Source organism: Saccharicrinis sp. 156, from assembly GCF_050589685.1.
GTDB lineage: Bacteria > Bacteroidota > Bacteroidia > Bacteroidales > Marinilabiliaceae > Saccharicrinis.
The window spans coordinates 162,669-188,280 of the sequence record NZ_JBNGOS010000009.1; the positions used below are offsets into that span (position 1 = coordinate 162,669).

Annotated in this window: 19 protein-coding genes and 1 pseudogene; 13 read left to right on the forward strand and 7 right to left on the reverse strand. The window is 40.3% G+C overall.

What is annotated here, in order from left to right; genetic code table 11:
• The first annotated feature begins 130 nt into the window (after nt 1-130).
• Nucleotides 131-931 (forward strand): annotated as a pseudogene (locus ACRD64_RS07415) (SDR family NAD(P)-dependent oxidoreductase).
• Nucleotides 932-1,055: 124 nt separating this feature from the next.
• Here ACRD64_RS07415 and ACRD64_RS07420 read toward each other — a convergent pair.
• Nucleotides 1,056-1,793: a DUF4197 domain-containing protein gene (locus ACRD64_RS07420; RefSeq protein WP_430932646.1), complete on the reverse strand. Its 738-nt coding sequence runs from the start codon at nt 1,791-1,793 to the stop codon at nt 1,056-1,058.
• A gap of 64 nt (nt 1,794-1,857) precedes the next feature.
• A complete protein-coding gene (locus ACRD64_RS07425; RefSeq protein ID WP_430932647.1) occupies nt 1,858-3,759 on the reverse strand; it encodes a YgiQ family radical SAM protein in 1,902 nt (633 codons plus the stop codon).
• Between the two features lie 181 nt (nt 3,760-3,940).
• Here ACRD64_RS07425 and ACRD64_RS07430 point away from each other — a divergent pair, with 181 nt between their 5' ends.
• From ACRD64_RS07430 to ACRD64_RS07440, 3 genes are all read left to right on the forward strand, one after another.
• Nucleotides 3,941-5,047, forward strand: coding sequence for a DNA polymerase III subunit gamma/tau (locus ACRD64_RS07430; protein WP_430932648.1), 1,107 nt, complete (start codon nt 3,941-3,943; stop codon nt 5,045-5,047).
• 146 nt (nt 5,048-5,193) lie between these two features.
• Nucleotides 5,194-5,685 carry a hypothetical protein gene (locus tag ACRD64_RS07435; RefSeq protein ID WP_430932650.1) on the forward strand — a complete coding sequence of 164 codons (492 nt, stop codon included), beginning with the start codon at nt 5,194-5,196 and terminating at the stop codon, nt 5,683-5,685.
• An 80-nt stretch (nt 5,686-5,765) separates the two neighbouring features.
• Nucleotides 5,766-7,991 carry an NADP-dependent isocitrate dehydrogenase gene (locus ACRD64_RS07440; RefSeq protein ID WP_430932652.1) on the forward strand — a complete coding sequence of 742 codons (2,226 nt, stop codon included), beginning with the start codon at nt 5,766-5,768 and terminating at the stop codon, nt 7,989-7,991.
• Nucleotides 7,992-8,196: 205 nt separating this feature from the next.
• On the opposite strand, the gene ACRD64_RS07445 is transcribed toward ACRD64_RS07440, so the two are convergent.
• Entirely contained in the window at nt 8,197-9,024 is an 828-nt protein-coding gene (locus tag ACRD64_RS07445; protein ID WP_430932653.1) for an aminotransferase class IV, read from the reverse strand.
• A gap of 156 nt (nt 9,025-9,180) precedes the next feature.
• On the opposite strand from ACRD64_RS07445, the gene ACRD64_RS07450 reads away from it, so the two are divergent.
• From ACRD64_RS07450 to ACRD64_RS07485, 8 genes are all read left to right on the forward strand, one after another.
• Nucleotides 9,181-9,870, forward strand: a complete 690-nt coding sequence (locus tag ACRD64_RS07450) for a hypothetical protein (RefSeq protein ID WP_430932654.1) — start codon at nt 9,181-9,183, stop codon at nt 9,868-9,870.
• 838 nt (nt 9,871-10,708) lie between these two features.
• Nucleotides 10,709-11,326 carry an IMPACT family protein gene (locus tag ACRD64_RS07455; protein ID WP_430932655.1) on the forward strand — a complete coding sequence of 206 codons (618 nt, stop codon included), beginning with the start codon at nt 10,709-10,711 and terminating at the stop codon, nt 11,324-11,326.
• 80 nt (nt 11,327-11,406) lie between these two features.
• Nucleotides 11,407-12,312 carry a type I restriction-modification enzyme R subunit C-terminal domain-containing protein gene (locus ACRD64_RS07460; RefSeq protein ID WP_430932656.1) on the forward strand — a complete coding sequence of 302 codons (906 nt, stop codon included), beginning with the start codon at nt 11,407-11,409 and terminating at the stop codon, nt 12,310-12,312.
• A 97-nt stretch (nt 12,313-12,409) separates the two neighbouring features.
• Nucleotides 12,410-12,595, forward strand: a complete 186-nt coding sequence (locus ACRD64_RS07465; RefSeq protein ID WP_430932657.1) for an N-6 DNA methylase — start codon at nt 12,410-12,412, stop codon at nt 12,593-12,595.
• Between the two features lie 2 nt (nt 12,596-12,597).
• The gene (locus ACRD64_RS07470) at nt 12,598-12,780 is read left to right on the forward strand and encodes a hypothetical protein (protein ID WP_430932658.1); all 183 of its coding nucleotides are present in this window, start codon (nt 12,598-12,600) and stop codon (nt 12,778-12,780) included.
• Between the two features lie 219 nt (nt 12,781-12,999).
• Entirely contained in the window at nt 13,000-14,091 is a 1,092-nt protein-coding gene (locus ACRD64_RS07475; protein WP_430932659.1) for a serine hydrolase domain-containing protein, read from the forward strand.
• 52 nt (nt 14,092-14,143) lie between these two features.
• Nucleotides 14,144-14,515 carry a hypothetical protein gene (locus ACRD64_RS07480; RefSeq protein WP_430932660.1) on the forward strand — a complete coding sequence of 124 codons (372 nt, stop codon included), beginning with the start codon at nt 14,144-14,146 and terminating at the stop codon, nt 14,513-14,515.
• A gap of 383 nt (nt 14,516-14,898) precedes the next feature.
• Nucleotides 14,899-15,564, forward strand: a complete 666-nt coding sequence (locus ACRD64_RS07485) for an epimerase (RefSeq protein ID WP_430932661.1) — start codon at nt 14,899-14,901, stop codon at nt 15,562-15,564.
• Between the two features lie 72 nt (nt 15,565-15,636).
• Here ACRD64_RS07485 and ACRD64_RS07490 read toward each other — a convergent pair whose 3' ends face one another.
• Together ACRD64_RS07490 and ACRD64_RS07495 are read right to left on the reverse strand one after the other, a co-directional pair.
• Entirely contained in the window at nt 15,637-16,182 is a 546-nt protein-coding gene (locus ACRD64_RS07490) for a CIA30 family protein (RefSeq protein WP_430932662.1), read from the reverse strand.
• A 1-nt stretch (nt 16,183) separates the two neighbouring features.
• The gene (locus ACRD64_RS07495) at nt 16,184-16,363 is read right to left on the reverse strand and encodes a Lacal_2735 family protein (RefSeq protein ID WP_430932663.1); all 180 of its coding nucleotides are present in this window, start codon (nt 16,361-16,363) and stop codon (nt 16,184-16,186) included.
• 193 nt (nt 16,364-16,556) lie between these two features.
• On the opposite strand from ACRD64_RS07495, the gene ACRD64_RS07500 reads away from it, so the two are divergent.
• Nucleotides 16,557-17,564: a metal-dependent hydrolase gene (locus tag ACRD64_RS07500; RefSeq protein ID WP_430932664.1), complete on the forward strand. Its 1,008-nt coding sequence runs from the start codon at nt 16,557-16,559 to the stop codon at nt 17,562-17,564.
• 957 nt (nt 17,565-18,521) lie between these two features.
• On the opposite strand, the gene ACRD64_RS07505 is transcribed toward ACRD64_RS07500, so the two are convergent.
• On the reverse strand, nt 18,522-22,385 hold the full coding sequence (locus ACRD64_RS07505) for a VPS10 domain-containing protein (protein ID WP_430932665.1): 3,864 nt from the start codon (nt 22,383-22,385) through the stop codon (nt 18,522-18,524).
• 348 nt (nt 22,386-22,733) lie between these two features.
• Nucleotides 22,734-25,373, reverse strand: coding sequence for a family 16 glycosylhydrolase (locus tag ACRD64_RS07510; protein WP_430932667.1), 2,640 nt, complete (start codon nt 25,371-25,373; stop codon nt 22,734-22,736).
• Nucleotides 25,374-25,612: the final 239 nt, after the last annotated feature.

Genomic DNA, 25,612 nt, shown 5'->3' on the forward strand with positions numbered 1-25,612 from the left:
TGGCCTTTTTTTCTTAGTTTTAATTCTCGGTTTGCAAAGATGCAAAACAGGAATTAGTATTATCTTTCCGGGGTTAACATCAGGGTAATTTGAAAAGTATTATTATTGCAGCATCAATAATCTAATCATCATGAATATACTTATCACAGGCGCCACATCAGGTATTGGAAAGTCCATTGCCACTTATTTAGCAACCAAAGGACATCATATAATGGGTTGCGGCCGAAGAGTAGATGATGAGTTGAATAAGGAGGGTATAAGTTGGCTCAAAATGGATGTGACCAGTCAATAGTCGGTTGATCATGCGATACATAAAGCCATATCACATTTTGATCAGATTGATGTTTTAATCCAATGTGCAGGACGTGGAGCACTGGGGCCGGTAGAAACCTACAAACCTGAGGAGATAGATGAAGTTCTTCAATTAAATGTGTATGGGATTCAACGGGTGAACAGGGCAGTTTTACCTATTATGCGTCCTAAGAGGAGAGGTCGTATTATCATGGTCAGTTCGCTGGCAGCAGAAGCAGGCTTGCCATATAACGGTGTATATTCGGCGAGCAAAGCCATGCTCGATATCCTAACGGAGTCGTTATGTATGGAGATCAAACAATTTGGCATAGACGCTTGTGTTATTCAACCAGGAGATTTTAAAACCGAGGTTTCTTCGGGTAGAAAAATACCGGGGGATGTGAAAAACTCACCATATAAGGAACAATTCGAACATATTGATGCAACGGTAACAGCGAATGTGGCTCATGCACCCGATCCTATGAAAGTGGCATATAAAGTAGAGAAATTGCTTAAAAAGAAATACCTAAAACCAAAATATAGGGTAGCAGCTCCCATTGAGTTAATGATGCCGAAGTTGAAAAGTATTTTGCCCGCCAGATGGTTTCAGAGGATATTAATGAAATTCTATAACTTATAAATAAATCACGGGTGAGTTTGTACAACATATGAATATTCGCCACAAGAATAAACAAACCGAAAGCTCTTCGCTCAAAGCGCCCCCCTGGTTATAGTCTCTTATCTCAAAAATCTCTAATCTGTCATCACCCAAACACCCGCTTTAAAATATCAGTTACCCTGGCAATAGGATCAGTTCGTATTTTCTTTTCTTCTTCGGCCAGTTTAAGGAATAAACCGTCCAAAGCCTTTTGGGTAAGGTAGCCTTCCAATTCCACCTCTACAGGTTTTAAATCGGCCATCTGACCTACAAAAGATCCGGCCACTTTATTGTAGTTTGATGTCATCGTCGACCAGGTATCGCCAGCCGAATAACCTGCAATTAAATCCTTGTCTACGGAGTTCTTAATTTTAGGGCTGTATAAATTGAACAATTCCTGGTAGGTCTTTGATTTAAAATATTCGGTAGCAGCGTTGTCGGAACCTTTCAGGATATTCATGGCATCGGTGAAAGTCATCTCGGTAATCGCCTTATAAAAAACAGGACCGGCTTCTTTGGCGGCATCTTCGGCAGCCCTGTTTATACCCAGCACCACATCGTCAATCAGTTTTTGTCCGCCGGGTATTTTATGGGCATTATTTACAATAATGTCGGCTTCCGCCGGCAATAATATTTTCACCATTTCATCGCCAAAATAGCCATCTTTAAGGGCTAAGCGGTGAGCTGCGGAGTCGGTTCCTACACGCAGGGCTTCTTTAAGGCCGGATGCCACTTCGGTTTCAGACAAAGGCACATCCATTTCTATCGTATTTACCACTTGCATTAGTTCAGCACAGCCCGATAGGAATATGGTCAATAGTGAGGCCAGGAAAAATTTCTTCATATTGTTAAGTATTTGCTTCTATTTTATTAATTCAGTGGTTTTACTGGGTTTATAATTAATAAAATTAGTTGTTTCGGCCACGCCGACGTCTGTTTGATGAATTAACAAAATTTTTCTTCGAGAAATATACTTCTTTTTTTTCTTTGGTAAAAAGCTTGTTGATCAGTTCTTGCTGATTTTGTTGTTTTAACAAACTCTCAATTTTCTTTTTGTATTCGGGTTTGTACCAAAACAGAAAAATTCTTTGATTTTGTTTGTCGTTTTTCGATTTGGCTGTAAAAGTTTTTTCCAGGGTGTATGGGTGTATGCCTGCATAAAATATAACTGTTGCCACCGTCATTGGGGTAGGGGTAAAGTCCTGTACCTGCTCCAACCTAAAGTCAAGGTTTTTGGTTTCAACAGCCAGGTTGGCCATGTCTTCAACTTGGCTACCCGGATGACTGGAGATAAAATAAGGAATGATTTGCTGGTTCAGGTTGGCGGCTTTGTTAATACGGTCGAAATCCGCCTTAAACTTATGAAACAGTTTAAAACTAGGTTTTCGCATTTGTTTTAAAACAGCATCAGAAGTGTGTTCCGGCGCTACTTTTAGCCTTCCCGACACATGGTTTGTGATTAGGTCTTCCATATATTCCTTATGGCTCTCCTGTTCTTTGGTTGTGGCCATTTTATTATAGAGCATATCATACCTGACACCACTGCCCACAAACGCCTTTTTAATATCGTGCATTTTGTTCACCTTCTTATAAATTTGGGTCATCGCAGAATGATCGGTATTCAGGTTGGTACAAATATTAGGGTGAATACACGAAGGACGGGCACAGCGCTCACAAATCTTTAAGTCTTTGCCTTCCATTTTGTACATGTTCGCACTTGGGCCACCTAAGTCGGATATGTAACCTTTAAAATCAGGCATCTCGGTAATGGCCCTGACTTCCTTTAGAATTGATTTTTCGGAACGCGAGGCAATAAATTTTCCCTGATGGGCGGATATGGTGCAAAAACTGCAGCCCCCGAAACAACCGCGGTGCATATTTACCGAAAACTTGATCATCTCAAAGGCCGGTATCATGCCCTTTTTGTTGTATTTGGGATGAGGTAATCTCGTGTAAGGTAAATCGAACGAAGCATCCAGCTCTTTGCTCGACATAGGCGGGAACGGGGGATTAATAACAATCTGGGTGTTGCCCACAGGTTGAATGAGCCTGGCGGCCTGCCATCGGTTCGATTCTTCCTCCACATGCCTGAAGTTCTTGGCGTATTTTACCTTGTCTTTAAGGCATTCCTCATGTGATGCCAGTTCCAGGTCCTGCCAGTTTTTGTTTTTGGGCAGCACATCCCCATGATGCATAAAAGCCGTTTGGGGAATTGTGGTGAGCGACCCAAAAGGAACTCCTTTTTGCATTAACCGAAGGATTTCTTTCAAAGGTTTTTCCCCCATGCCATATACCAATAAGTCGGCCTTGGTAGAATCCAGGATGCCCGGCATCAGCTGGTCGCTCCAATAATCGTAATGGGTTACCCTGCGGAGCGAGGCTTCTATGCCTCCAATTAAGACAGGGACATCGGGATATAGTTTTTTTAATATCTGCGTGTACATATTGGTCGCATAATCCGGGCGGAACCCGGCTTTTCCTCCCGGCGTATAGGCATCATCCGATCTTAAACGTTTATTGGCAGTATAGTGGTTGACCATGGAATCCATGCTGCCGGAAGTAACCCCGAAAAATAACCGTGGGATACCCAGTTTCTTAAAATCGCGCAGGTCATCGCGCCAGTTGGGCTGAGGTACTATAGCTACCTTTAATCCTTCCGCTTCTATGATTCTGCCCACAACGGCGGCTCCAAACGCTGGGTGATCGATATACGCATCACCACTGAACAAAATCACATCCAACTCGTCCCATCCTCTTTCCTTCACCTCCTTGGCAGTGGTAGGAAGCCAATCGCTTATTTTATATTGCACGCTCAATTTTTTATGCAAAGATAATCATTATTAAAGAATAACGGACGTGGGGGTATGAAATTGTCCCGGTAAGGTTAATTGAAATTCGCTGCCATCGCATGGCCTGTTGATAAATGAATCCCCAAAAATCGTGTTCATTCCATGTTAAATTTTATCTTTGCCCTGAGCAAAAATGTTATTCATGGATTATATTGTTTCAGCGCGAAAATATCGCCCATCTACCTTTGTTTCTGTAGTGGGACAGCAGAATATCACAACTACATTAAAAAATGCCATCAAGGGCAGTCAATTGGCTCACGCCTATCTTTTTTGCGGACCGCGAGGCGTTGGCAAGACAACTTGCGCCCGTATCTTTGCCAAAACAATAAACTGTTCAAATATTACCGACGATTTTGAGGCCTGTAACGAGTGTGAATCGTGTAAGTCGTTCAACGAGAGTCGCTCCTATAATATCCATGAACTCGATGGCGCTTCCAACAACTCGGTGGAGGATATTCGAAGTTTGATTGACAAGGTTCGTGTTCCCCCTCAAATAGGCATCTACAGCGTGTACATTATCGATGAGGTGCATATGTTGTCGCAGGCTGCTTTTAATGCCTTTTTAAAAACATTGGAAGAGCCGCCAAAACATGCCATCTTTATCCTGGCTACCACCGAGAAACACAAAATACTGCCTACCATTTTGTCCCGTTGTCAGATTTATGACTTTAACAGGATTAGTATTGAGGATGCAGTAGGTCATTTAAAATATGTGGCAGGAAGCGAAAGTATCGAAGTAGAGGAGGAGGGGTTAAGCGTGATAGCGCAAAAAGCTGACGGGGCTATGCGGGATGCACTTTCTATCTTCGACCAGATTGTGGCCTTCTCCGGAAAAAGCATTACCTATCAACAAATAATCGACAACCTGAACGTGTTGGATTACGATTTTTATTTTAGGTTGGTGGACGCTTTCCTGGCAGAAGACACTACGCAAACACTATTGATTTTCGACGAGATTTTGCGAAGAGGTTTCGATGCGCATCATTTTATCTCGGGATTGAGTTCCCATCTTCGCGACTTGTTGGTATGTAAGGATAGTGCCACCATTCAGTTGATGGATGTGGGAGCTAAGGTGAAAGAGAAATATGGTGCTCAGGCGCAAAAAAGCTCCATCGACTTTTTAATGGATGCTTTAAATATTACCAATGATTGCGATTTGCAATACAGGGTCGCCAAAAACAAGCGGCTGCATGTGGAGTTTGCCTTGCTGAAGGTAGCTCGCGTGCTGGACCAGCAAAGAAAAAAGTAGCTAAAAAGGCGAAGCAACAAAACGGTTCCGGTGGGAGTGATAAAAATGTAAGTTCAACCGGTGCTTCGTCACCAGGTCCAATCAGATCTGGAAAACCCGTTGCAAAAAACAACCCAGTAAAACATGGCGGTGGGCAAAAGAGCCCATTGAAAAAATCAATTTCGTTAAAAGCGGCCTTACACGGAGAAGGTGATCTTTTAGGGGATAGCCAGTCGGATTACAACAAGGCGAAGTCGCAGGAAGAGGAGATCAGGATTGATCCAAGCTGGAACGATCCCGTAGATCAGGATCGGGTGAAATTGGCTTGGTTAAAATATGCCAAAAAAATTGAGGCTAAAAATCCTCGCTTGGCTAGTATATTAAACAACCATAGGCCAAAGCTGCATTCAGGCACAGTATTAAAAGTTAAGCTTAAAAACCAGACGCAGGATAACGAACTGAAAGAGCAGAAAACGAATATATTCCTATTCTTAAAGAGCGAATTAAAAAATGCCAATCTGGAGCTGGAAACCCAGTTAGTGGTTGGTGAGCAAAAAAATACAAAAGCATTTACAGCCGCAGAGAAAGCTAAGTTGATGGCCAAAAAGAACCCGGCATTGTTGACGCTGACTAAAAAATTCGATTTAGACGTGGAGTAACCTGTTGGGCAATTGTAATTTAAGTGAAGTATTTAAATATAGTTGATATAATTTGGGACTTGCCCCATAAACCTTTTGATATGACAAAAACATCAAAAATTATTTACACCAAAACCGACGAAGCACCTGCATTGGCAACCTATTCTTTATTGCCGATCATAAAAACATTTACAGATGCTGCAGGAGTGGAAGTTGAATTAACGGATATTTCTTTGGCCGGACGAATTATAGCAAACTTCCCCGAAAAGCTTACGGAGGCGCAAAAGCAGCCGGATACCTTAACGCAATTGGGAGAATTGGCAAAAAAACCGGAAGCGAATATTATTAAGTTACCCAATATAAGTGCTTCCATTCCGCAGTTAAATACGGCCATCAAAGAATTACAGGAACATAATTACGATATACCTGATTTTCCGGTGGAACCCAAATCGGATGCAGAAAAAGAAATCAAAGCCAGATATGCCAAAGTATTGGGAAGTGCCGTAAATCCGGTACTACGCGAAGGTAACTCCGACCGCAGGGTAGCGGGAGCCGTAAAGCAATACGCTAAAAACAATCCGCATTCAATGGGTGCCTGGAGTTCAGATTCCAAATCGCACGTTGCCCATATGACCGAAGGGGATTTTTATTCTTCGGAGAAATCATATGTAGCACCTAAAGCTGGGGCCGTTAAAATAGAATGGATTGCTAAGTCTGGCGAAGCAACTGTTTTAAAAGAAAAAACAGAATTGCTTGAAAGTGAGGTGATCGATGGTTCCGTGATGAGTAAAAAAGCCTTACGTGCTTTTTATGCGAAAGAAATTGAGGCTGCCAGGAATGAGGATGTACTATTGTCGTTACACCTGAAGGCCACCATGATGAAGGTATCCGACCCGGTTATGTTCGGGCATGCTGTTACTGTATATTATAAAGATGTATTCGAAAAATATGCAGATCTTTTTAATGAATTAGGTGTAGATGCCAGCAATGGACTGGGGGATGTTTACGCTAAAATAACAACCCTTCCAGCGGATAAAAAAGCAGAAGTAGAAACCGCGATTCAAGAAGTATACAAAAGCCGGCCGGAATTGGCGATGGTAAATTCCGATAAGGGAATAACCAACCTGCATGTTCCCAGCGATATTATTATTGATGCTTCAATGCCTGCAGCAATACGTACTTCAGGTCAGATGTGGGGGCCGGATGGTAACTTAAAGGACACCAAGGCGATGATTCCGGATCGTTGTTATGCTGGTATCTATCAGGAAGTTTTTGCCTTTTGCAAAGAAAACGGAGCCTTTGATGTGACTACGATGGGTAATGTTTCCAATGTAGGTTTGATGGCTAAAAAAGCCGAGGAGTACGGTTCGCACGATAAAACTTTTATAATCTCAGGGGATGGAACGGTTAAGGTGTCCGATGCTGACGGGAATACGGTTTTTGAACATGACGTGGAAGCAGGAGACATCTGGCGTATGTGCCAAACCAAGGATGTTGCCATCAAGGATTGGGTAAAATTGGCCGTGAACAGAGCCAAAGCAACGGGTAATCCGGCCATTTTTTGGTTGGATGAGCAAAGAGCACACGATGCCAATATTATCGCTAAGGTAAACGACTATTTGCAAGGTCATGATTTGACCGGGTTGGAAGTAAAAATAATGTCTCCCGTTGAGGCCATGAAATATACCTTAAAAAGAGTGAAGGCGGGTGAGGACACTATTTCGGTTACAGGAAACGTTCTTCGTGATTATCTGACCGATTTATTCCCTATTCTGGAGCTGGGAACCAGTGCCAAGATGCTTTCGATAGTTCCGTTGTTAGCCGGGGGCGGTTTATACGAAACGGGAGCCGGCGGTTCTGCGCCAAAGCATGTTCAGCAATTTTTAAGCGAAGGACACCTGCGATGGGATTCTTTGGGAGAGTTCCTGGCTTTGGCGGTTTCGTTGGAAGATATGGGTAACAAAACGGGCAACACGAAAGCTGTTCTTTTGGCAAAAGCGCTGGATCAGGCCAACAGCCAGTTTCTCTTGAACGATAAATCTCCGTCGCGTAAGGTGAATGAACCGGATAACAGGACCAGTCATTTCTACCTGGCACTATATTGGGCAAAAGCCATGGCCGAGCAAACCGAAGACGTGGAGTTACAGCGCAAGTTTGCTAAGATGGTGCTGATGTTAACAGACAATGAAAGTAAAATCACACAGGATCTGATTGATGCGCAAGGTAAAGCCGTAAACATTGGTGGATATTATCAACCCGACGAAGAGCTGGTTTCAAAAGCGATGCGTCCGAGCGAAACTTTTAATAATATCCTGGCAAGAGTTTAACCCGCCATATGCATGGGATATCCTGTTATGCAATTAAACTACTTCAAAACAAGGTGTTTTACTGAGTTGTTTCAACTCTCCAGAACGGGGCTGTGCCTCGTTTCGGCAACTCCTTGTTTTATGGTGTTTAAATAATCGTTACGCACCTCTAATACGGTAATCAGGGTTTAATTAAGATTAGAATCAAGGATAAAAGTGCCGATGCTTATTGCGTGTCGGCACTTATTTTATAGGCCGCTATCTTCTCATTTAGTTTGGTCATCAGGTTCCTCATCATCTTGTGTTTAACATCAATGATATGGCCACCAATACGCTTAATAGGTAATATTCGGGGGGAGGTGCCTGTTATAAATGCGGCATCGATGGATGCAAGTTGAGACTCATGTAGGCATTCAAGTTTCATTTTATAACCTAACTCCTGTATAAGCTCCAATACTTTCATACGCATTATTCCTTCAAGTACGATGTGGGAAGGTGCCGTATAAATAGTGTCTCCAACCATAAAGAAAACGTTAGAACGACTTCCTTCGGTTATGTTTCCGTCGTGGTTTACCAGCAAAGCTTCAAAAACATGTTCCTTTTTAATCTCTGAATTAGCCATTTCCCGAACCTGGGTGTGTCCCTTTTTGATGTTCGGATCCACTCTTTCAGCTTCCAAAAGAATGGTTTGTATTCCATTGGAATACATTTCTGGGGTAGGGTAAATGGAAGGTAGGCTAAAAATATATTTGGAACAAGCCCCCTTTTTATCAATAAGGCACGATATTTTAATATTGGTATTGGCTAATTTGTTCTGTTGGATGATTTGTTTTACAGCATCTTTCAATTCCGTATACTGGAAATGATTCTTAAAACCAAGTTTTATGAAACTGGCCTCCAAACGATGCAGATGATCGTCTAAAAATAAAGGAAGGCCATCCTCAACCCGAAAGACTTCGTATATTTCATCGCCTGCCAATAAGGCTTCTTCGCCAGGAATTTTTCCAATGTAAATAGCACTATTGTCAACGGCCTTGTTGTTTTTAGATGGCATACTTTATTGTATAAATGATGGAGGATAAAAATAAAGCAAAATATTATCTTTTACACGCAACCTTTCACAATTAAATCAATCAAGCAAGTATTGAATATATAAAGGGAAATAGTACTTTTAAACAGAATAAATAACACACGTAAAATACATAGTAATATGAAATTATTGAAATTAAAGCAAATAGGATTTTTATTGGTGATGTTGATGGGTATGATGAGTTGCGTGGAGGAAAGCGAGCCATCACCGACCATTTATACGTACTACGGATTCATATATAACGATGGGGGATACTATTATGTGGATATTGACACCGGGGAGAAACTCAAGGTGGTTGAGTTTGATGACTCTGAACTTGACCTGGAACCTTACGATAGGGTAATTGTTAGTTTTATTATCGAAGAAACACCCGAAGTACCTATCTTATATGATCATTTAGTAGAGCTGCAAGGATTCTATGATGTAGATTTTTCGGATATTGTAACCTTGGATGAAACCAGCAGGGATACCATTGGTGACGGGTTTATTACCTTAACAGACTACCACATTGCCGGGGATTATTTAAACATACAAGTTTATTATGACCAGCAGGATGGGGAACATATTTTTTCGTTGTGTTACGACGAAACACAGCAAGAAGAGGGAGAACCTGTTATTTTGGATTTGCGTAACTATTATCCTGAATCAGCTGATGTTAGCGCACAGTATTACACCTATAAATCGTACAATCTAATGGATTTGTCATCTATTGGGGAGCTAAACGATGAGAATAAAATAGAATTTATTCTAAGAACAAACAAGGGGGATTCGCAAGAACAAAAAATTGACTTGGTATATAATCCTATGTAGGAAATGTTGAGTTTAATTGGCGAAAGGGATGTTTATGCAATATGGGCATCCCTTTTCTTTTAGGCACTTACAGTGCAACTAGTGTCATGTCTGAAATGACGGTTAAGCCTCACCTGTTTTTTACCTTATACAAATCAACAAAGATAAGCATCTCCCTAGCTTGCGGGGCGTGAGTCTTTTTGCCTGCCTGTCTGCCCAGCCATAAAGGTGAAGTTAAGCGTTAATGGCAAGGCTAAAGCGGATGGGCGGTATACCGGGTGTCCGAAATTAAGTTTATGAAAATTGTAAACCTGCGATTTGTAAGTGCAGAGCAAATGGCTCTTCCCCTGAGCTCCGAATCTAGATGAAGTACTGCATCAAAGATGCGGGGTTGGGGATTACTGAGTCTCTCTGCTTTTAATCTGTAAGTCCCACTTTAAATATAAACATTATTAGACTCCCTCTACAGGATATAACTTGCAGCATAGTTACTATAATAATACAAAGAAAAAAGGTAATTAATTATAGCATCTTTGCACCGTAAGCTTTGGCCCAAGAGACTGGGAGCGTATCAAAGGTATTTTATTTAACAATAGAATATACGATTTGTAAGGCAGATATTTGAGTATCCCCCATCCCGCCGCCTCACGAAGTAATTAAGATTCTTGAATCGGGATGTCCCTTCGTTCCATTGGTCGGCGTGCTTTCCCCTGACCTCAGGCCGTAAGGGTGGAACGGCTTACCCCTTGCTTGCGGTTTGTAGGTTGACTTCGAAAAATAAACTTGTTATCCTGCCGCTGCATTACGAATGGTATTGTATTAATTATCTTTTTGTAAATTTGCACTTCTACTAAAAATTATGGCCGACATTATAGATAATTATAAAACCATCGATAAGCCTTCTGAAGGAATATACAAAGAGAAAGGAAGCAAGTTTATTTCGTATGCATATCCGGTATACAGCGAGGAAGAGATAAAAGAACATGTCCGCCAGTTAAAGGACGAATTCTACGATGCACGGCATCACTGCTTTGCCTGGCAGTTGGGAACCGACGGTTTGCGCTATCGGGCCAATGACGACGGAGAACCGTCCGGTACCGCAGGCAAACCTATTCACGGCCAATTAAGGTCGATGGAGCTGACCAATATTCTAGTGGTGGTCGTCCGATATTTTGGTGGGACCAAACTGGGCGTTCCCGGCTTGATACATGCTTATAAAGAGGCTACGGCTGATGCCATAAACAATGCCGTAATTGTAGAAAAAACCGTTAACGACATGTACAGTATAAAGTTCGATTATTTGGTGATGAACGATGTTATGAAAATCGTTAAAGATGAGGGCTTGAATATGACAAATCAAAAGTTTGACTTGTCGTGCGAAATAGAGTTCAGTATACGCCAGTCGGAGGTAGAGAAGGTTGTCAGTCGATTTGAAAAAGTAGATACAGTTAAGTGCGAATATTTAAGAACGCAATAGCCCGGTATTGATGCTATTCACAAAGCACAAAGCAGATGCAAGCCCCTATGATATGGGATTGTTGAAGAGTTGTTCGCAAGTTGAAAAAAAACTATTATATTGAAATAGAGGATTTAGATTACACACCATTTGATGCGCAAGGTAGACGAGGCAGAATGCAACAATTATTTGGTATCGAGATGGACCACATTATTAACGAATTAAACGAGGCATTAGCGGCGCAGAGAAAATTCATAGAAAAACAAATGACAAAATTCAACGGTAAATATCGCATTGAACCTAATCGTTGTAAATATTGGGATTATTCATCCCCAGGTTACTATTTCATAACCATATGCACATTCAACAGGGAATGTTTTTTGGGTGAAATAAAAAATGGTGAAATGTTATTATCGATGTATGGTGAAATTGTTAAAAACGAAATATTTAAAATGCCTGATTATCATCATCGTGTTGTTATGGATGAATGGGTCATAATGCCCAACCATATTCATTTATTGATTGAATTAACCCAAAAATATACGGGTAATAATGGTGATGATAATGGTAACGGTAATGGTAATGATAATGGTAATGGTAATGGTAATGGTAATGGTAATGGTCACGTGGATTGTGATGGTCACGTAGAGAAAATTCATGAATTTTCTCTATCGACCCCCGCCCCGACCCCCGCCCCGACCCCCGCCCCATTAATAACCATTCAACCATGGTGGAACAACCCCAATTACAAACCAACCACCGATGAAACAAAACAATACCGTAAACAACGGCGAAAAATGATAATCCCCAAAATATTGGGCAAATTACAGATGCAAACATCCAAACATATTAATTTATTGAACAACACACCCGGCAATAAAAATTGGCAACCCAATTACCACGACCATATTATCCGTGATGATAAATCCTACCAACGCATTAAAAATTACATTATCAACAACCCCAAAAAATGGGAGGAGGACAAATTCAATCACAATGGTGATTGATACGGTTGGTTTTATGGTTATGATGATGTGCATGGTTGTTGATATTTTTATTATTGCAGAGAAAATTCATGAATTTTCTCTGCAATAACGATCAAAAATGAACCACCCCACCAATGTTACACACATCCTGCGTTTACCTACGGGGTTAATCTATGCGCATGGCGTAAAAGCCAATGTGTTATTCTTCGATAATAAGCCTGCCAGTAAAGTAGCACAAACCAAAGATGTGTGGATTTACGATTACCGTACCAACTACACCGTACGCTTAAGAAAAAGCAAATGACGATGGCTGGTTTAGCCGACTTTGTCAAGCGCTACAATCCCGATAACCGCCACAAACCTACCGAAACCTGGAGTGAAGAAAATCCCGATGGTCGGTGGTGGAAATTCACCTATGAAGAAATATTGGCAAGAGATAAAACCAATTTGGATATTTTCTGGCTCAAAGACAAAAGCCCGACCGATTAGGATAATCTGCCTGACCCCGATATTCTGCCAAATAATAGCAGCGTAGAGAAGGTAAAGTACCAAGCCTGGTGGATATTCTTTGGTCACCTGTAAAATGTATGAGTATTTCAGTAAATTGTATACGTTTCAATCTAATTTTAGATTAGTTTTGTTTTAGGGGGAGTAATCCGCTATTCTATCCCGATTAGGTGTTATTAAAATCAAGAAAAATTCTACGATATGAAAAAATCAATAGGGTTACTTATTATTATAAGCCTTATAAGCTGTAAACAGAAAATAGACTGCTCTTATCAAGCACCTTTAGACAAAAATGACGGATTAATAGTATCTACACTGGAGCAACATCATTTTGACTTTGATGCATTTCAGACAGTCAATAAAGATATTTGTAGTGGACTGTACGGCCATCTGCATAGTGTGTTGATTATTCACAAAAATGAACTTTTGGTGGAACAATATTATAATGACTGGGATGAGAATCATTTACATTTTTTAGCGTCTACAACTAAAAGTTTCAGTGCGATTATGACAGGTATAGCCATAGAGCAAGGGAAAATTAAAGATGAAAATGAAAAAATGCTCGACTTCTTTCCTGACTATTCATCTCAATCCAATGACACGCTAAAAGACAAAATCACAATACAGCATCTATTGACAAACACAGCTGGATTTGAATGGGATGAAGTTTCTTTACCTGTTAACGACCCCAATAACATGGGTTATAAAATGGATAAGGTGGATAATCTATTTAAAGCCTCAATTGAATTACCTATGGAGGCAATGCCTGGGACTAAATATGCTTATAGTGGACCAAACAATATCATCGTTGGAGAGATAATAAAGGTATCAACAGGACAAAATATGGCAGAGTATACTGAGACAAGCCTTTTCAAACCTCTTGGAATAAAAGATTATCATTGGTTTTCAAAAAATGGAATTTATGATGTTGGAGGTGGACTAAAACTAAAATCTAGAGATATTGCGAAATATGGATTGCTACATTTGAATAAAGGGAAATGGAATGACAAACAAATTGTTTCGTCAGAATGGATGGACAAAATATTTGAACCATACATTGAAATAAGGTATCCTTTATATAGTTGTTATCAATGGCAAATGGTGAAAACTGAATACGGATTTAATTCTTGGTTTATCCCTGGAAATGGAGGGCAAATCATAAATGTAGTACCTGACTTAGATTTAGTAATTGTAATAAATGCTGACAATAGAAATATCTCGAAAGAAAAACGTAAACCATTGGAATCTTTGATTAAAAATTTGACTGTCATGCATCCGAAATTGAAAAAATAAAGGAACAATAATGCTTAATAAGTAATTGTAATCGTTTAGCACAATCGCATAAATGGAGTATTTAGAAATAATTAATTTGTTCATTTCGGTAATTGTCTTTTCTGTCATTGGCTACAGATTATCGCAATTATTTATAGGTAGTGATAAACTAGATTTTTTCATATATAACCATTACAAGCAGAAAGGACCAGACAACTTGATAATTGATGAGTTAACATTTAAAGAGAAAATAAAATACAGTGTACCTATTTCAATATTCAGGGTTTATAATTATTTCTTTGGCATTTTTACAGGTAAAATTTCATATGTTAGAAAAGTTGAGATTCAAAACAGGAATGCGTCGGTAAATATTATATTTATTGAATTACAGATTAGAAATAAGAAGTTATTTTCTATTAAAGAATTTGATTCTTATAACCTTTAAAAATTAAATACGTTGCAAACATTTTATAAATTCCATGGCAGTCGCCATACGAAATTAAAAATTTTGCCAACGTATTTTATACCGATATTCTGCCAAAAAATAGCGGCGTATTAGAGGTAAAGTACCAAGCCTGGAGGATATTCTTTGGTCACCTGTAAAATGTATGAGTATTTCAGTAAATTGTATACGTTCCAATCCAATTTTAGATTAGTTTTGTTATTACAGCAATTCGTTAAACATTTTTTAGTACCTGACTTAGCTTTGTTTTGGAATAATCGATATTTGAGGGAATGGATTTGTCTTCAGCGCCTTGAAAATAAGTCAATTATCTCTTATCTAAAATCTAACGATTTATTATAAACAGGAATTAAATTAGATTACTCATGAAAGCAATTATAACAGGATCAACCGGCATTATAGGGATAGGTTTGTTACTTGAATGTATCGACGATCCAAGGGTAGAGAAGGTTTTGATCATTAACAGAAATTCACTGGGCATAACGCATCCAAAGGTAAACGAAGTAATTCATAAAGATTTTAACGACTTTACTGCAATTAGAGAGCTACTTGCAGGATACGATGTATGTTGCCATTGTATGGGGGTATCCTCGGCAGGAATGAGCAAAGAGAAATACACCCAATTAACATATGCCATCACTAAAGCGCTTGCTTCTGAACTCTACGGAATCAATCCCAACATGGTTTTCAACTATGTTTCCGGAACAGGCACGGACAGTACAGAAAAAGGGAGGTTGATGTGGGCCCGGGTAAAAGGGAAAACAGAAAATATGATTCTCAACATGGGTTTTAAGGATGCATATGCCTTTCGCCCCGGAGCAATTATACCGGAGCGAGGAGTAAAGTCGCGAACAGGATTGTACAACACTTTATATTTTATTTTCAGGCCTTTTTTCCCGCTGATGAAACGCATGAAGTCGGTTACTACAACCACGAAATTATCACGGGCCATGATTAATTTATACTTTCACCCGCAACAGCTGAAGCACCTTGAAGGCGCAGATATTAACAGGATTGCGGCCATTGAATAAAATATTCCGTTTTTTCAACTGCCATGATAACCGGCGAGGGCAGTTGTTTGGCATTTCAAGCTAATAGTGAGGTTATTTATAATACTTTATCCAATCCAGTATCAATTTAAAATTTCCGGCTTGCTTATCCGAAATAAGAATACCTATTTGAGAAATGTTTTTAGATTCTAATGCCGGCTTGTTTTTCAAGGTGTTCCCTCTAAAAGTTGGTTTAAAATCTTCGAAAGGGATGGCATGCTCCTTCCAATTGCCTTTGTCCGTTTTTATTTTGGCCTGATAGGCATAGCCATCAAAATTCCGATCTGTTCGAAAACGAATATTATACCAGTTTCCGTCACCTTTCACACGTACCTTCACCCCCTTAAAATGATCTCGATCCAATGGGGCCACAAACGTTCGAACAGAAGCAAATCCCCCATTGTTTTCCAAGGAAACAATTCCTTTGAATGTGGCCGTGCCATCCGGGTTTAAAACCCAATCGCTTTTAGATAAGCCTCCCATTACCCCATCGTTGACGATCTTCCAATCTCCCGAATTTTCCGGCGTGCCAAAGTCGAACAATGTTTTTTCACCTTTAATCAAGAAAAGTCCCATAATTGCTATAAGTATTGTTTTCATATTAATTACGTTTGACAGTTTCCAGATGTTCAATCTCTTTCAAAATGGCATTAGCCTCAGCTACTTTTTCATCACTGGCCTTTCGGTTAACCGTAGATAATTGGTAGGATTCTTTCAATAAGCGCTCGTATTTCTTTTGTAATACTTCAATTTTTGATTTCTTTTTAAATATGCGAAGCATAATATAATGTTTTAAAGGTTGATACTGTTTACATCTCCATTGTAAAGAGAGATTAGGTGGTTAGTGAAGATGGCTTTTTATCAAATCGGCCAACCAAAGTGTTTAATGTAATACATTTTAAAGTTGAACAAAAAATACTTAAAAAGGTTTAGATTAAGAAACAGTACTTAGAATAACTTAAATTTTAAAAATTATGGATTTAGTTACACAAACCGTTTTGGGGGCCGGTGTGGGAGAGCTTGTTCTTGGTAAAAAAGCAGGAAACAAGGCCATTTTTTGGGGTGCTGTTGGCGGATTAATTCCAGATTTAGATGTGTTGATAACTCCGTTCTTTAGTGAGGTGGACGGACTTTTTGTACACCGGGGCTTTAGTCATAGCTTAATTTTTTCTTTTTTGTTGGCTCCTGTGCTGGGTTGGCTTATTTATCGTTTTCACCGGAAAAAGATGAACATCACCAGGGGCGAATGGACGATTCTAATCTTCTGGGCAGTATTTACACATCCCATATTAGACTATTTTACCACTTACGGTACGGGCGCTTTATTGCCATTTTCAGACTTCAGGGTTGAACTGGGAACCATCGGTATTGTCGATATTTTTTACACGCTTCCGTTTATCCTTGTATTGCTTGTAATTCCATTTTTAAGAAGAGAATCTTTGCTGAGGCGAAGGCTTATATCAAGCACAATTATTCTTACCTCGTTGTATTTGTTGGGAACCGTAGGAAATAAAGTGCATATTAATTCAGTTTTTAAAGAAGCCTTTGCAAAACAACATATTACGTATGAACGATTTAAAACGACGCCCTTGCCGCTAAGCAATTTTCTGTGGATGGGATTGGCTGAATCAGATTCAGGATATTATATGGCATTGCATTCCAACTTTGATTCAAGGATACCTGCGGATTTTTTGTTTATCCCCAGAAACGAGGCCAAACTTGATGCAATAGCAGAAAACGAACATATAAATAAGCTAATTCGGTTTACGAAAGGTTATTATCACGTAAATGAAGATGAAAATGGGCTTTATCTGGCCGATCTTCGGTTTGGTAAAATGGGCATTGATGAAAATGCCGATTTTATCTTTAAATTTTATATTAAAAACGAAGATGGTGAGGTGCTTATTCGGCAATCCAATGAATCCAGAACCTTGGATGATACAGCATTTTTAAATTTCATAGGCAGAATAAAGGGCATATAAAATTGTATTGAAAGCAGCCAACTTTGGTTTGGTCAGACAGTTCGTAACCCCTAATCTTTTTCGGCATGTACCAACTGTAATCAGCAAAATCTTTTATCAATGGTTTTCTTGTATACATGGTAGAACAAGTCGCTTACTTTGCCGCTCCACGCTTTGCTGCCGTTGCCCCAGGAGTGATAGTACAAAACCCGGTCCATTGCTAAACCAACATCCGTCAAGGGAAGTATGATCATTTCAATATCCGAAACATGTTTTTTGATTCCTCGTTCCAAGCATAGTAAAACGCCAATCCGGTTAACGATCCTTTAAATTTATCCGGGCAATTATTATTTACATAGCATGAGAAGTACAATATGAACACATAGACACATGGATTCCGCGTTTTTAAAATACTTTAGCTTAAAATTAAATTCGTCTTTGAATCATCCCATAATACCACCTTTTAACCCGGATTATGTATTGGAGGTTCGTCATGAGCATTGCAAGTACAATAAAACAAAGCATTACTGAAACGAGGCATCACTTGTCCCGATTACTTTCGGTAGCATCGTTATGGTGAGTTGAAGTGAAGCAGCGGAGTGTCTTGTTTTGATACAATTTCAATGTGTAATAGATTTTCTAATGCATATTGCGGGTTTAATGTTGAATCTTAGATACAGCCATTGGTTTTTTCGTTTGGGGCTTTCTCAAAAGTATTTTGCTTAACAGTAGAAAGTAGGAATTGTAGTTTGGGAGGCTAATAAGTCCCCTTCCCACCGCCTCCCAAAGTACATAAAAATTCTTGAATTGTGATGTCCCTTCGTTCCATTTGGCGGCGTACTTTCCCCTTACCCTAAGGAGCAAAGGGAAGAGCCATTTAAAAGGTGCTTACAATTTTTAAGTTAAGTCAAAATATTTTTGACCTTTGAGACAACCTCTTATAGGATTATAAAATTGCAACATTAATAATTTTCGATACTATTCCTTCAAAAACTTCCCGGTTGCAACACCTTCGCCGTTTTCCAGTAAGTAGAAATATAAACCAGGGTTTAAGTTTGAAATATCTATGCTATTAGAATTGCCGCAGTTTATCTGTTTCACCAGAATTCCGTTTGGGGCGTAAATTCTCATTCCTAAATTCCCTGTGAAATCACCTTTGACAAATAAAAGCTCTTTGGCCGGGTTAGGATAAACAGATAAATCAATATGTCTTTGGTTTCGGATACCTATGTCGGTTCCGCTTACAACCAAATAAACAAAGTCAGAATATCTTCCATCCTCGGAAGTAACCCATATTTTAACAGCACCTTGTTTTACCCCGGTCACCAGACCATCTTCCGAAATGGTTGCCACGCTTGTATTGCCAGATTTATACATTAATATGCCCGATATTTCAGGTGCTGATACCTGTAGTTGAACCGTGCCGTTAATCTCTATTTTTGAAGTACCGGGAGTAACGGTAATTTTACGAGTGTTATCTCCACCTGTAAAAGTGCCCTTATAAAAACCACTGCCCATTACAGAAAGCCAAAGGGTATTTGGGTCGTGTAAGTCAAACTCTATCTGGGTTATTTTATTAGGCGTGCCTATTGTTTGATTGCTTTTAGTCCATGTTTTTCCCCTGTCCAAACTGATAAATACTCCGGGGTTTGTTGCCAATTCGCCCATTGAGAAAACCAACACATTGCGGTCGAAAGGAGAAATGTCAAAGTTTTCCACAAATTCGGCCTCAAAAATTTGAGTCCAGCTCTGTCCGTAATCGTCGCTGTAGAACAAACCTCCTGCATTACCCGCAGCAGCCCTTCTTCCTGCGGTAGCATATAAACGTCCTGTATGGTCGAAAGCTATATTGTTGACCCCTTCAATTTTATCGGAGACATGAACTTCGGTCCAGCTGGAACCTCTATTGGTTGAATGGAATAAACCTCCATCTATTTGTACCTCTTCGTTCCAAGGGGCTGCAACAAATAAGGATGCCCTGGTATCGTCTCTAGGGTCGAACTCAATATCTCGTACCCAAACCTTGGCCGGCATTCCGCTGTTGCTTGGGGCAAAGTTTTTGCCGGCATCGCTGGACTTATGGAAACCACCTTCTTTGTCTTTATCCGGGCCATCGGTTCCGCTTCCTCCGCCAGATCCAGCTACTTCCGTTACTCCAAAGTACATGTTGTCAGGATTTACAGGGTCAATGCGAATATGGTTTGTTCTCATCCATTCTTCTGCTTCAGTGGCTTTTCCCCAATCGACAAAGGTCTCTCCTCCGTCCGTAGACTTATAAATCCTGTCTAAATCTTTTTGACGCATAGAGGTGGTATAAACGGTGTTCTCGTCCCAAGGATGGGTTGCACCCGCAAATACGCTCTCTTGGGCACCGTTCAGGTATTTCACCGCCTGCTTGCCATCAGTTCCGTCGGTTGTGGTTTTCCACAAGTGGTGCTCACCCGAACCGCAATATAAAATATCTTCGCCCAACCGTTTGTCTTGCCAGATGCACTGGCCCGGAAGGTTACTGTTTCCTGCAGGCATTATATTTCCATGGCTGGTATAGGTTTCGTCAATCTGCTTGAAAGAAGTTCCTCCATCGGTACTGCGGAAGGTATTATGGGCATACAGCAACATGACATCACCGCGTGCATTAACTGCACTATATCTTAACGAACGTAAAGGATAGTTCTGGTTCCACTGTTGGTTCGAGATCTGGTGACCTTCCTCCATGTTGTCATTGTATGGGTTGTTTCTGCTTTCCCAGTAGGCTTTGTCTGCTTCCCAGGCAGTACCATAATCACGAGCTACGTTAATCCAAGTCTGACCTCCATCTGTTGTTTTCCATAAACGCCCGGGTGTAATTGATTTCTGAACCTGCGCATCATAGAAACCCACATATAAGGCATCTTCTCCACTCGGGTCAATATTTAATGAGTTGAAATATTGCAATGCAGCAGTCGGTAGAATTGGATAGGTGCTTTGCGCTTCATTCACGGTTATGCCGAACCATTTTGCAATATATTGATAGTAATTGTATGGAACTCCGCCTGTTAATTGGTTAATATCCAGACCTAAATTGCCATTGATGTTGGTCCATGTATTTCCGTTATCTTCTGATTTAAAGATACCACCATTGCAGCGGGTGGATTGTCCATCAGGATAATAACGGACTTGATCCGCTACATACAACACAAATCTGTGCAATGCTGCGTCGTAGTAGTAATCCATGTTCATAATGGTGTTGTTATCCAGTTTGCCCTCACCAATATTTGTCCATGAGGTTCCTCCATCGGTCGACTTGTATAAACCATATTGCGAACCGGCAAAAATCATATTATCATGTTCGGGATGGATGATGATTCTTGAGAACTGGGCTTTTTCATCAAATCCATTCGTAAATTCAGTCCAGGTTTCTCCTGCATCGGTTGTTTTCCAGATTTTACCCTGGTATTTAATATTGTTGTATATGTTTTCGTTACCACGGGGATTAGCGTAGGTAGGGGAGCTTACTGTGCTCCACAGTTGTTGCTGGCCACGGCAAAAGTTTCCTGCACCCACATACCAGGTATTGTCATCCTGAGGGTCGATAGCTACTGCCGAAATTTTACGATACCATGAGCGTCCTTCGTTTCCATCGGTATCCATGTGTGTGTACCATGGACAATCCTTTATCACTTGCCAGCTGCGAGCCGTATCGTTACTGATGTATAATCTAGAGCTCTCAATGGCAATGGCAAATTTCTCGGTTTTGGCAGAATAGAACATATCGTACAAACGAGAGAAATCCCCTTTGCCATCCACATCTTTTACGGTATGCCAGGTATTTCCGTTGTCTTCGGTTTGATAAGTGTTAAGCATATCCGGCGAAGTCAGGCAGAAATCGGGTAGGAGAGGGTGGTAACGCAGAAAGTTAACAAAACCGGCGTTTCCGGGACCAAACTGTTTCCAGCTAATTACATTATCGGACTCAACACGTTGCGTTTGTATAAGATCCATATTCTCCTCGTAGTATGTGAGGGTTGTAAAACTCCATGCGTCACCGGTTGTTATAGTTCCAGAAGCATCCATCTCATCCACCCGCCAAAAATATTCTGTTTCATTTTCTAAATCAGTTAGCTGGTGGGACGTAGTAGTAATTTCGGTAGCTACTTGCTGAAGGTTACCGGCTGATGTTCCCAGATAAACATTTCTTTTTACAGCATTTACACCGTTTATCCACTGTAAAGTAGTGGTATTAGTACCTATTCCTGTGGCGCCCTGTTCGGGGGTAGGCATGGTAGCCTTGGGCTCCGTAGAAACTTTGTTTAACATTACATCGTCAATATGAAAGAATGCTCCGTCAGAAATGAACGGTACCCTGATATACGGGGCAAATGTTGTGAAGTTTTCATCTGTTTCAAACTCAACCATGGCTTTTACAAAACCATCTTTGGCCTCGCTTTTTATTTGAACATCATAAATGCCAATACTTGTTGTGCCAGCGGTTTGGGTTCCATAACGAATATCAACATTAAATTCGGATGCAGAACGATCGATATCTGTTTTGTAGTAAAATGAGAATTGGTAAGTACCTGTTTCCAGTTCAGGATATTGTTCAGTTCGGAATGTAGGTGTTCCTGAACCATAATCACGAAATACCACTTTTAAAGAGCGGGATCCACTGTTTTTTATTTCCGTATCTGCTTCGAAACCTATGAAAGGCCAGGCTCTCCAAAGTGTTTTACCGGCATAATTGTAATAATCATCGTTTAATCCTGTGATGCTTCCGGTTTCAAAACTTGCATCGGGCAGTAGGTTGGTTTGCGCATTTATGGCTATGGTAAATGCAAGTAGCAAAAGTAGAAATACTTTCTTCATTTATCTAAATTTAATTTTTGCTGATTGTAGGATATAAAATTAACTTAAGGTAAGCGAAGTATCGGTTATAAAATAGGGTTCAAAAGGGTGGTAAAATTTAGGTCGAGGACAATCTTAACTTCCTTTGATTAGTAATATGCGGAGTGTATTATGACTTATTTATTTAAGATTCTTTGAATGAAATTAAAACGTATTAAACCACCTCACTTCGCCTTTGGCGACGCACTCCTCGTTTTAATGGAGGAGTGCTGAATCTCACCACGTAATTTAAAACTGGTATTAAGCGTGTTTTAAGATATGTATCAATAATCTGCTACCATTCATGGTTTTGCTGCCATCGCATGGCCGCTACCGTCGCGTGGTCCAAACTCTTACATAATCCACTTTGTAAAGCTCATTCAAACGAGTATCATCAGGCAAGGCTCCAAACCATTTATTGGATTCGTTATTTAGGTTGATTTCCAAAGGCTGGTGCCAATGCGTATTTTCAGCCTCACGAAAAAGTACTCCGTCCAGATAAAAGCGAATATAATCCTTGTCCCATTCCAATCCCCAGGTGTGATAATCTTTTTGAAGCTCAAAGGGAATGTGAAATTTCTCGTTTCTGGAGAAGTGTTTTTTAACATCGCCTTTATCTTTAGGTGCTTTAAAAACGTGTATGTTAGAATTCAAATCATGACGATTATCTTCCACTCCAGGGCAGTTCTCGCAAATATCAATTTCAGTCCACCAATCTTTGCTTACATTGGTCATCCAGAATCCGGTTACCCAAGGCGCATTCATTGGTTTCAAACGAGCTTCGACATATCCATACAAAATTTTCTTTTTACTCTTGATAAAACCTGCAGAGTGGGTGTAGCCGTCAGGTAATTTTTCATTGCCATGCTGATTAATTTGCATAATTAACTCACCACCTTCCAAGCTCACATTAGAACCATGGAAATAGGTTGGTTTACGACCTTTCCACCCTGGATTGTTGGGGTACCACTTTTTAATGTCTAAAGTATCGTCAGAAAATTCATCAGAATAGTCTTTAAGCAACTTCCATTTGCCATTGTTCTTTTGGTCAGAGAGTGGATATTTGTTATTCAAGCGAACTGGTGCAATGGAGAAATCAACCGTGTCCTTGTAAAACTTCTTCGGCTTGGTTAGTCCTTCACCGGCTTTCGTTTTTATTGGAACCAGTTTGTACGAACGAACCCAATCGTAATAAGTAGTGTTAATTTTATCGTTATTTAGTTCCTCAACCGTAGGTGGACTTTCCCAATTATAAGTTTCAGTTACCAGATGCATGTACATTGGCCTGTTAAAAGGCTTATCGTTAAACTCAGTGCTCGGTTTGATGGTAAACTTATATTCCCCATCCAAATAAAACAACAGCGTATTGGCATCTTTCCACCAACAGCCATAGGTATGAAAAGCTTCATTGGAGGCTGGAACGATAGGGCAGTTCCCACCTACTGATTTGCTGTTCTTATTGCCTTGGCAATCAAAAAGCTGGTAATGGGTATTCGAATGCAAGATATTGGTGAAGTCGTGACCTGTCTTACGTTTACCAACTACCTCAACAATATCCAGTTCCTGGCGATTGCGGGTACAACCATCTTTTTCTGGCAAGTTTTTTAACCAGAAAGTTGATGACATGGAGATGCTGGATGCTTTCATGCGGCATTCGTAATATCCAAAGCGAGCATCCATGGCTTTGGATGCCACAGCGCCACCTGCAATATTGTACTTGGGATCTCCTTCTAACACCGAGTTTTTGATTTGCATATAACCATCTTGTACCGATACGCTGTAATCACGGAAAGTAGCCGGTGGGCGACCATGTTTCCAGAATGGCGAGCGTTGGTGCCAACGTGTTGTATCTAATTCTGAGCCATTAAATTCATCCGAGAACTTCTCATTTTTAATCCATTGATATCCGGCTGGGGCAGGAGGCAGAGGATTGTCAACTTCGGGCATATTAATTTTTAACACCGCTCCACTGTGCTTTCTACCTTCGCGCAACACGGCGTTATATAGATATTCAGGTTCACCATTTCTAAATAAAACTTGCACGCGTTCGTAACGGGCTTTTTCAGGTAAAGGTAAATAATGGGCACCTTTATGATGACTTCGGTAGTATTGCCCCCAGTTTAAACCATCTTCCGATTCCAGGTAGAGTCCGCTTAACCAGTCGTAGTTGCCCATATCTCTGATCAAGCAATGGAATTTGTTTTTGTAATAAAAAAAGTAGGGATCTTCGGTTTGTCCCCCTCGTTCAGGAAAGTCAATTACCGGGTTGTTTTTGTATTTTACGTAGGGGCCTTCCAGCGATTTAGCCATTGCTACACCTGTTTTTCGGCGGTCATCATTTCGGCGGTCCCAACTACGGTAGTATATCCAATATTCACCATTGGGATGTTTCAAGAAGCCCGGGTTTACAGTACAATATCCATCCCAAGCCATGGTGTCGGGCGAAACGTCAATAACAGGTTTGTCGAAACGTTTCCAAGGGCCATAAGGATTATCGGCAATGGCCATACCTACGCGCTGTGTATTGGCTGATTTGGCCCTGTCGCGCCAATTGTCTTGTTGGGTAGTATCATTACCAATATATAACATCATATACTTTCCATCGACTCTATAAATAGTTGGATTATGGATGGTATGCGCATCCCACATGCCTTGGCGTCCCTCCATAATAACCCCTAACTTTTTATATGGGCCTTCGGGATGGTCGGCAACGGCATGGGCAATTTTGCTGTGGATTAACCAATTTCCCTCTTTCTCCCAAGTAGAATAGTAAACATGCACTTTTCCTTCGTCATCGTAAATAGGAGCACAGCCCCAAACAATGCTGTCCTTGCTTTCGAGGATGTATTTAGCGCTGTCGGCTAATAAGGGAGTAAGCCACGAATCTGGTGGACTTTGTTTTTGTTTGTTTTGGGCATATGCTGTGATAACAAACAGGATAGATAAAAGTATGGTAGCTAATGTTTTCATTATTACAGGACTAATGAACACAGAAACACGGAGGCGCTGCGTTTTTATTAAAATATAGAAGCGGCTTGTGTAGTTGTTCGGTTGTTGTTTTTTATAAGACAATGTTAGTAATTACCAGATTTTTGAGTTGAATAAAATGCTTGTAAAAAAAGGGGGATATTGTTTCTTGACTTCCGCACTTTTTGTGGGACACCCTCCGTATCCCTTGCTATTGCTGACTTTCTTTTTTAACTTGGGTG

Coding starts and splice junctions, on each gene's coding strand:
- ACRD64_RS07490 (WP_430932662.1), bottom strand. CDS start 16,182: ATGAAAACAATACTTATAGCAATTATGGGACTTTTCTTGATTAAAGGT.
- ACRD64_RS07420 (WP_430932646.1), bottom strand. CDS start 1,793: ATGAAGAAATTTTTCCTGGCCTCACTATTGACCATATTCCTATCGGGC.
- ACRD64_RS07450 (WP_430932654.1), top strand. CDS start 9,181: ATGAAATTATTGAAATTAAAGCAAATAGGATTTTTATTGGTGATGTTG.
- ACRD64_RS07505 (WP_430932665.1), bottom strand. CDS start 22,385: ATGAAGAAAGTATTTCTACTTTTGCTACTTGCATTTACCATAGCCATA.
- ACRD64_RS07430 (WP_430932648.1), top strand. CDS start 3,941: ATGGATTATATTGTTTCAGCGCGAAAATATCGCCCATCTACCTTTGTT.
- ACRD64_RS07470 (WP_430932658.1), top strand. CDS start 12,598: ATGGCTGGTTTAGCCGACTTTGTCAAGCGCTACAATCCCGATAACCGC.
- ACRD64_RS07500 (WP_430932664.1), top strand. CDS start 16,557: ATGGATTTAGTTACACAAACCGTTTTGGGGGCCGGTGTGGGAGAGCTT.
- ACRD64_RS07475 (WP_430932659.1), top strand. CDS start 13,000: ATGAAAAAATCAATAGGGTTACTTATTATTATAAGCCTTATAAGCTGT.
- ACRD64_RS07495 (WP_430932663.1), bottom strand. CDS start 16,363: ATGCTTCGCATATTTAAAAAGAAATCAAAAATTGAAGTATTACAAAAG.
- ACRD64_RS07485 (WP_430932661.1), top strand. CDS start 14,899: ATGAAAGCAATTATAACAGGATCAACCGGCATTATAGGGATAGGTTTG.
- ACRD64_RS07465 (WP_430932657.1), top strand. CDS start 12,410: ATGAACCACCCCACCAATGTTACACACATCCTGCGTTTACCTACGGGG.
- ACRD64_RS07480 (WP_430932660.1), top strand. CDS start 14,144: ATGGAGTATTTAGAAATAATTAATTTGTTCATTTCGGTAATTGTCTTT.
- ACRD64_RS07455 (WP_430932655.1), top strand. CDS start 10,709: ATGGCCGACATTATAGATAATTATAAAACCATCGATAAGCCTTCTGAA.
- ACRD64_RS07445 (WP_430932653.1), bottom strand. CDS start 9,024: ATGCCATCTAAAAACAACAAGGCCGTTGACAATAGTGCTATTTACATT.
- ACRD64_RS07440 (WP_430932652.1), top strand. CDS start 5,766: ATGACAAAAACATCAAAAATTATTTACACCAAAACCGACGAAGCACCT.
- ACRD64_RS07510 (WP_430932667.1), bottom strand. CDS start 25,373: ATGAAAACATTAGCTACCATACTTTTATCTATCCTGTTTGTTATCACA.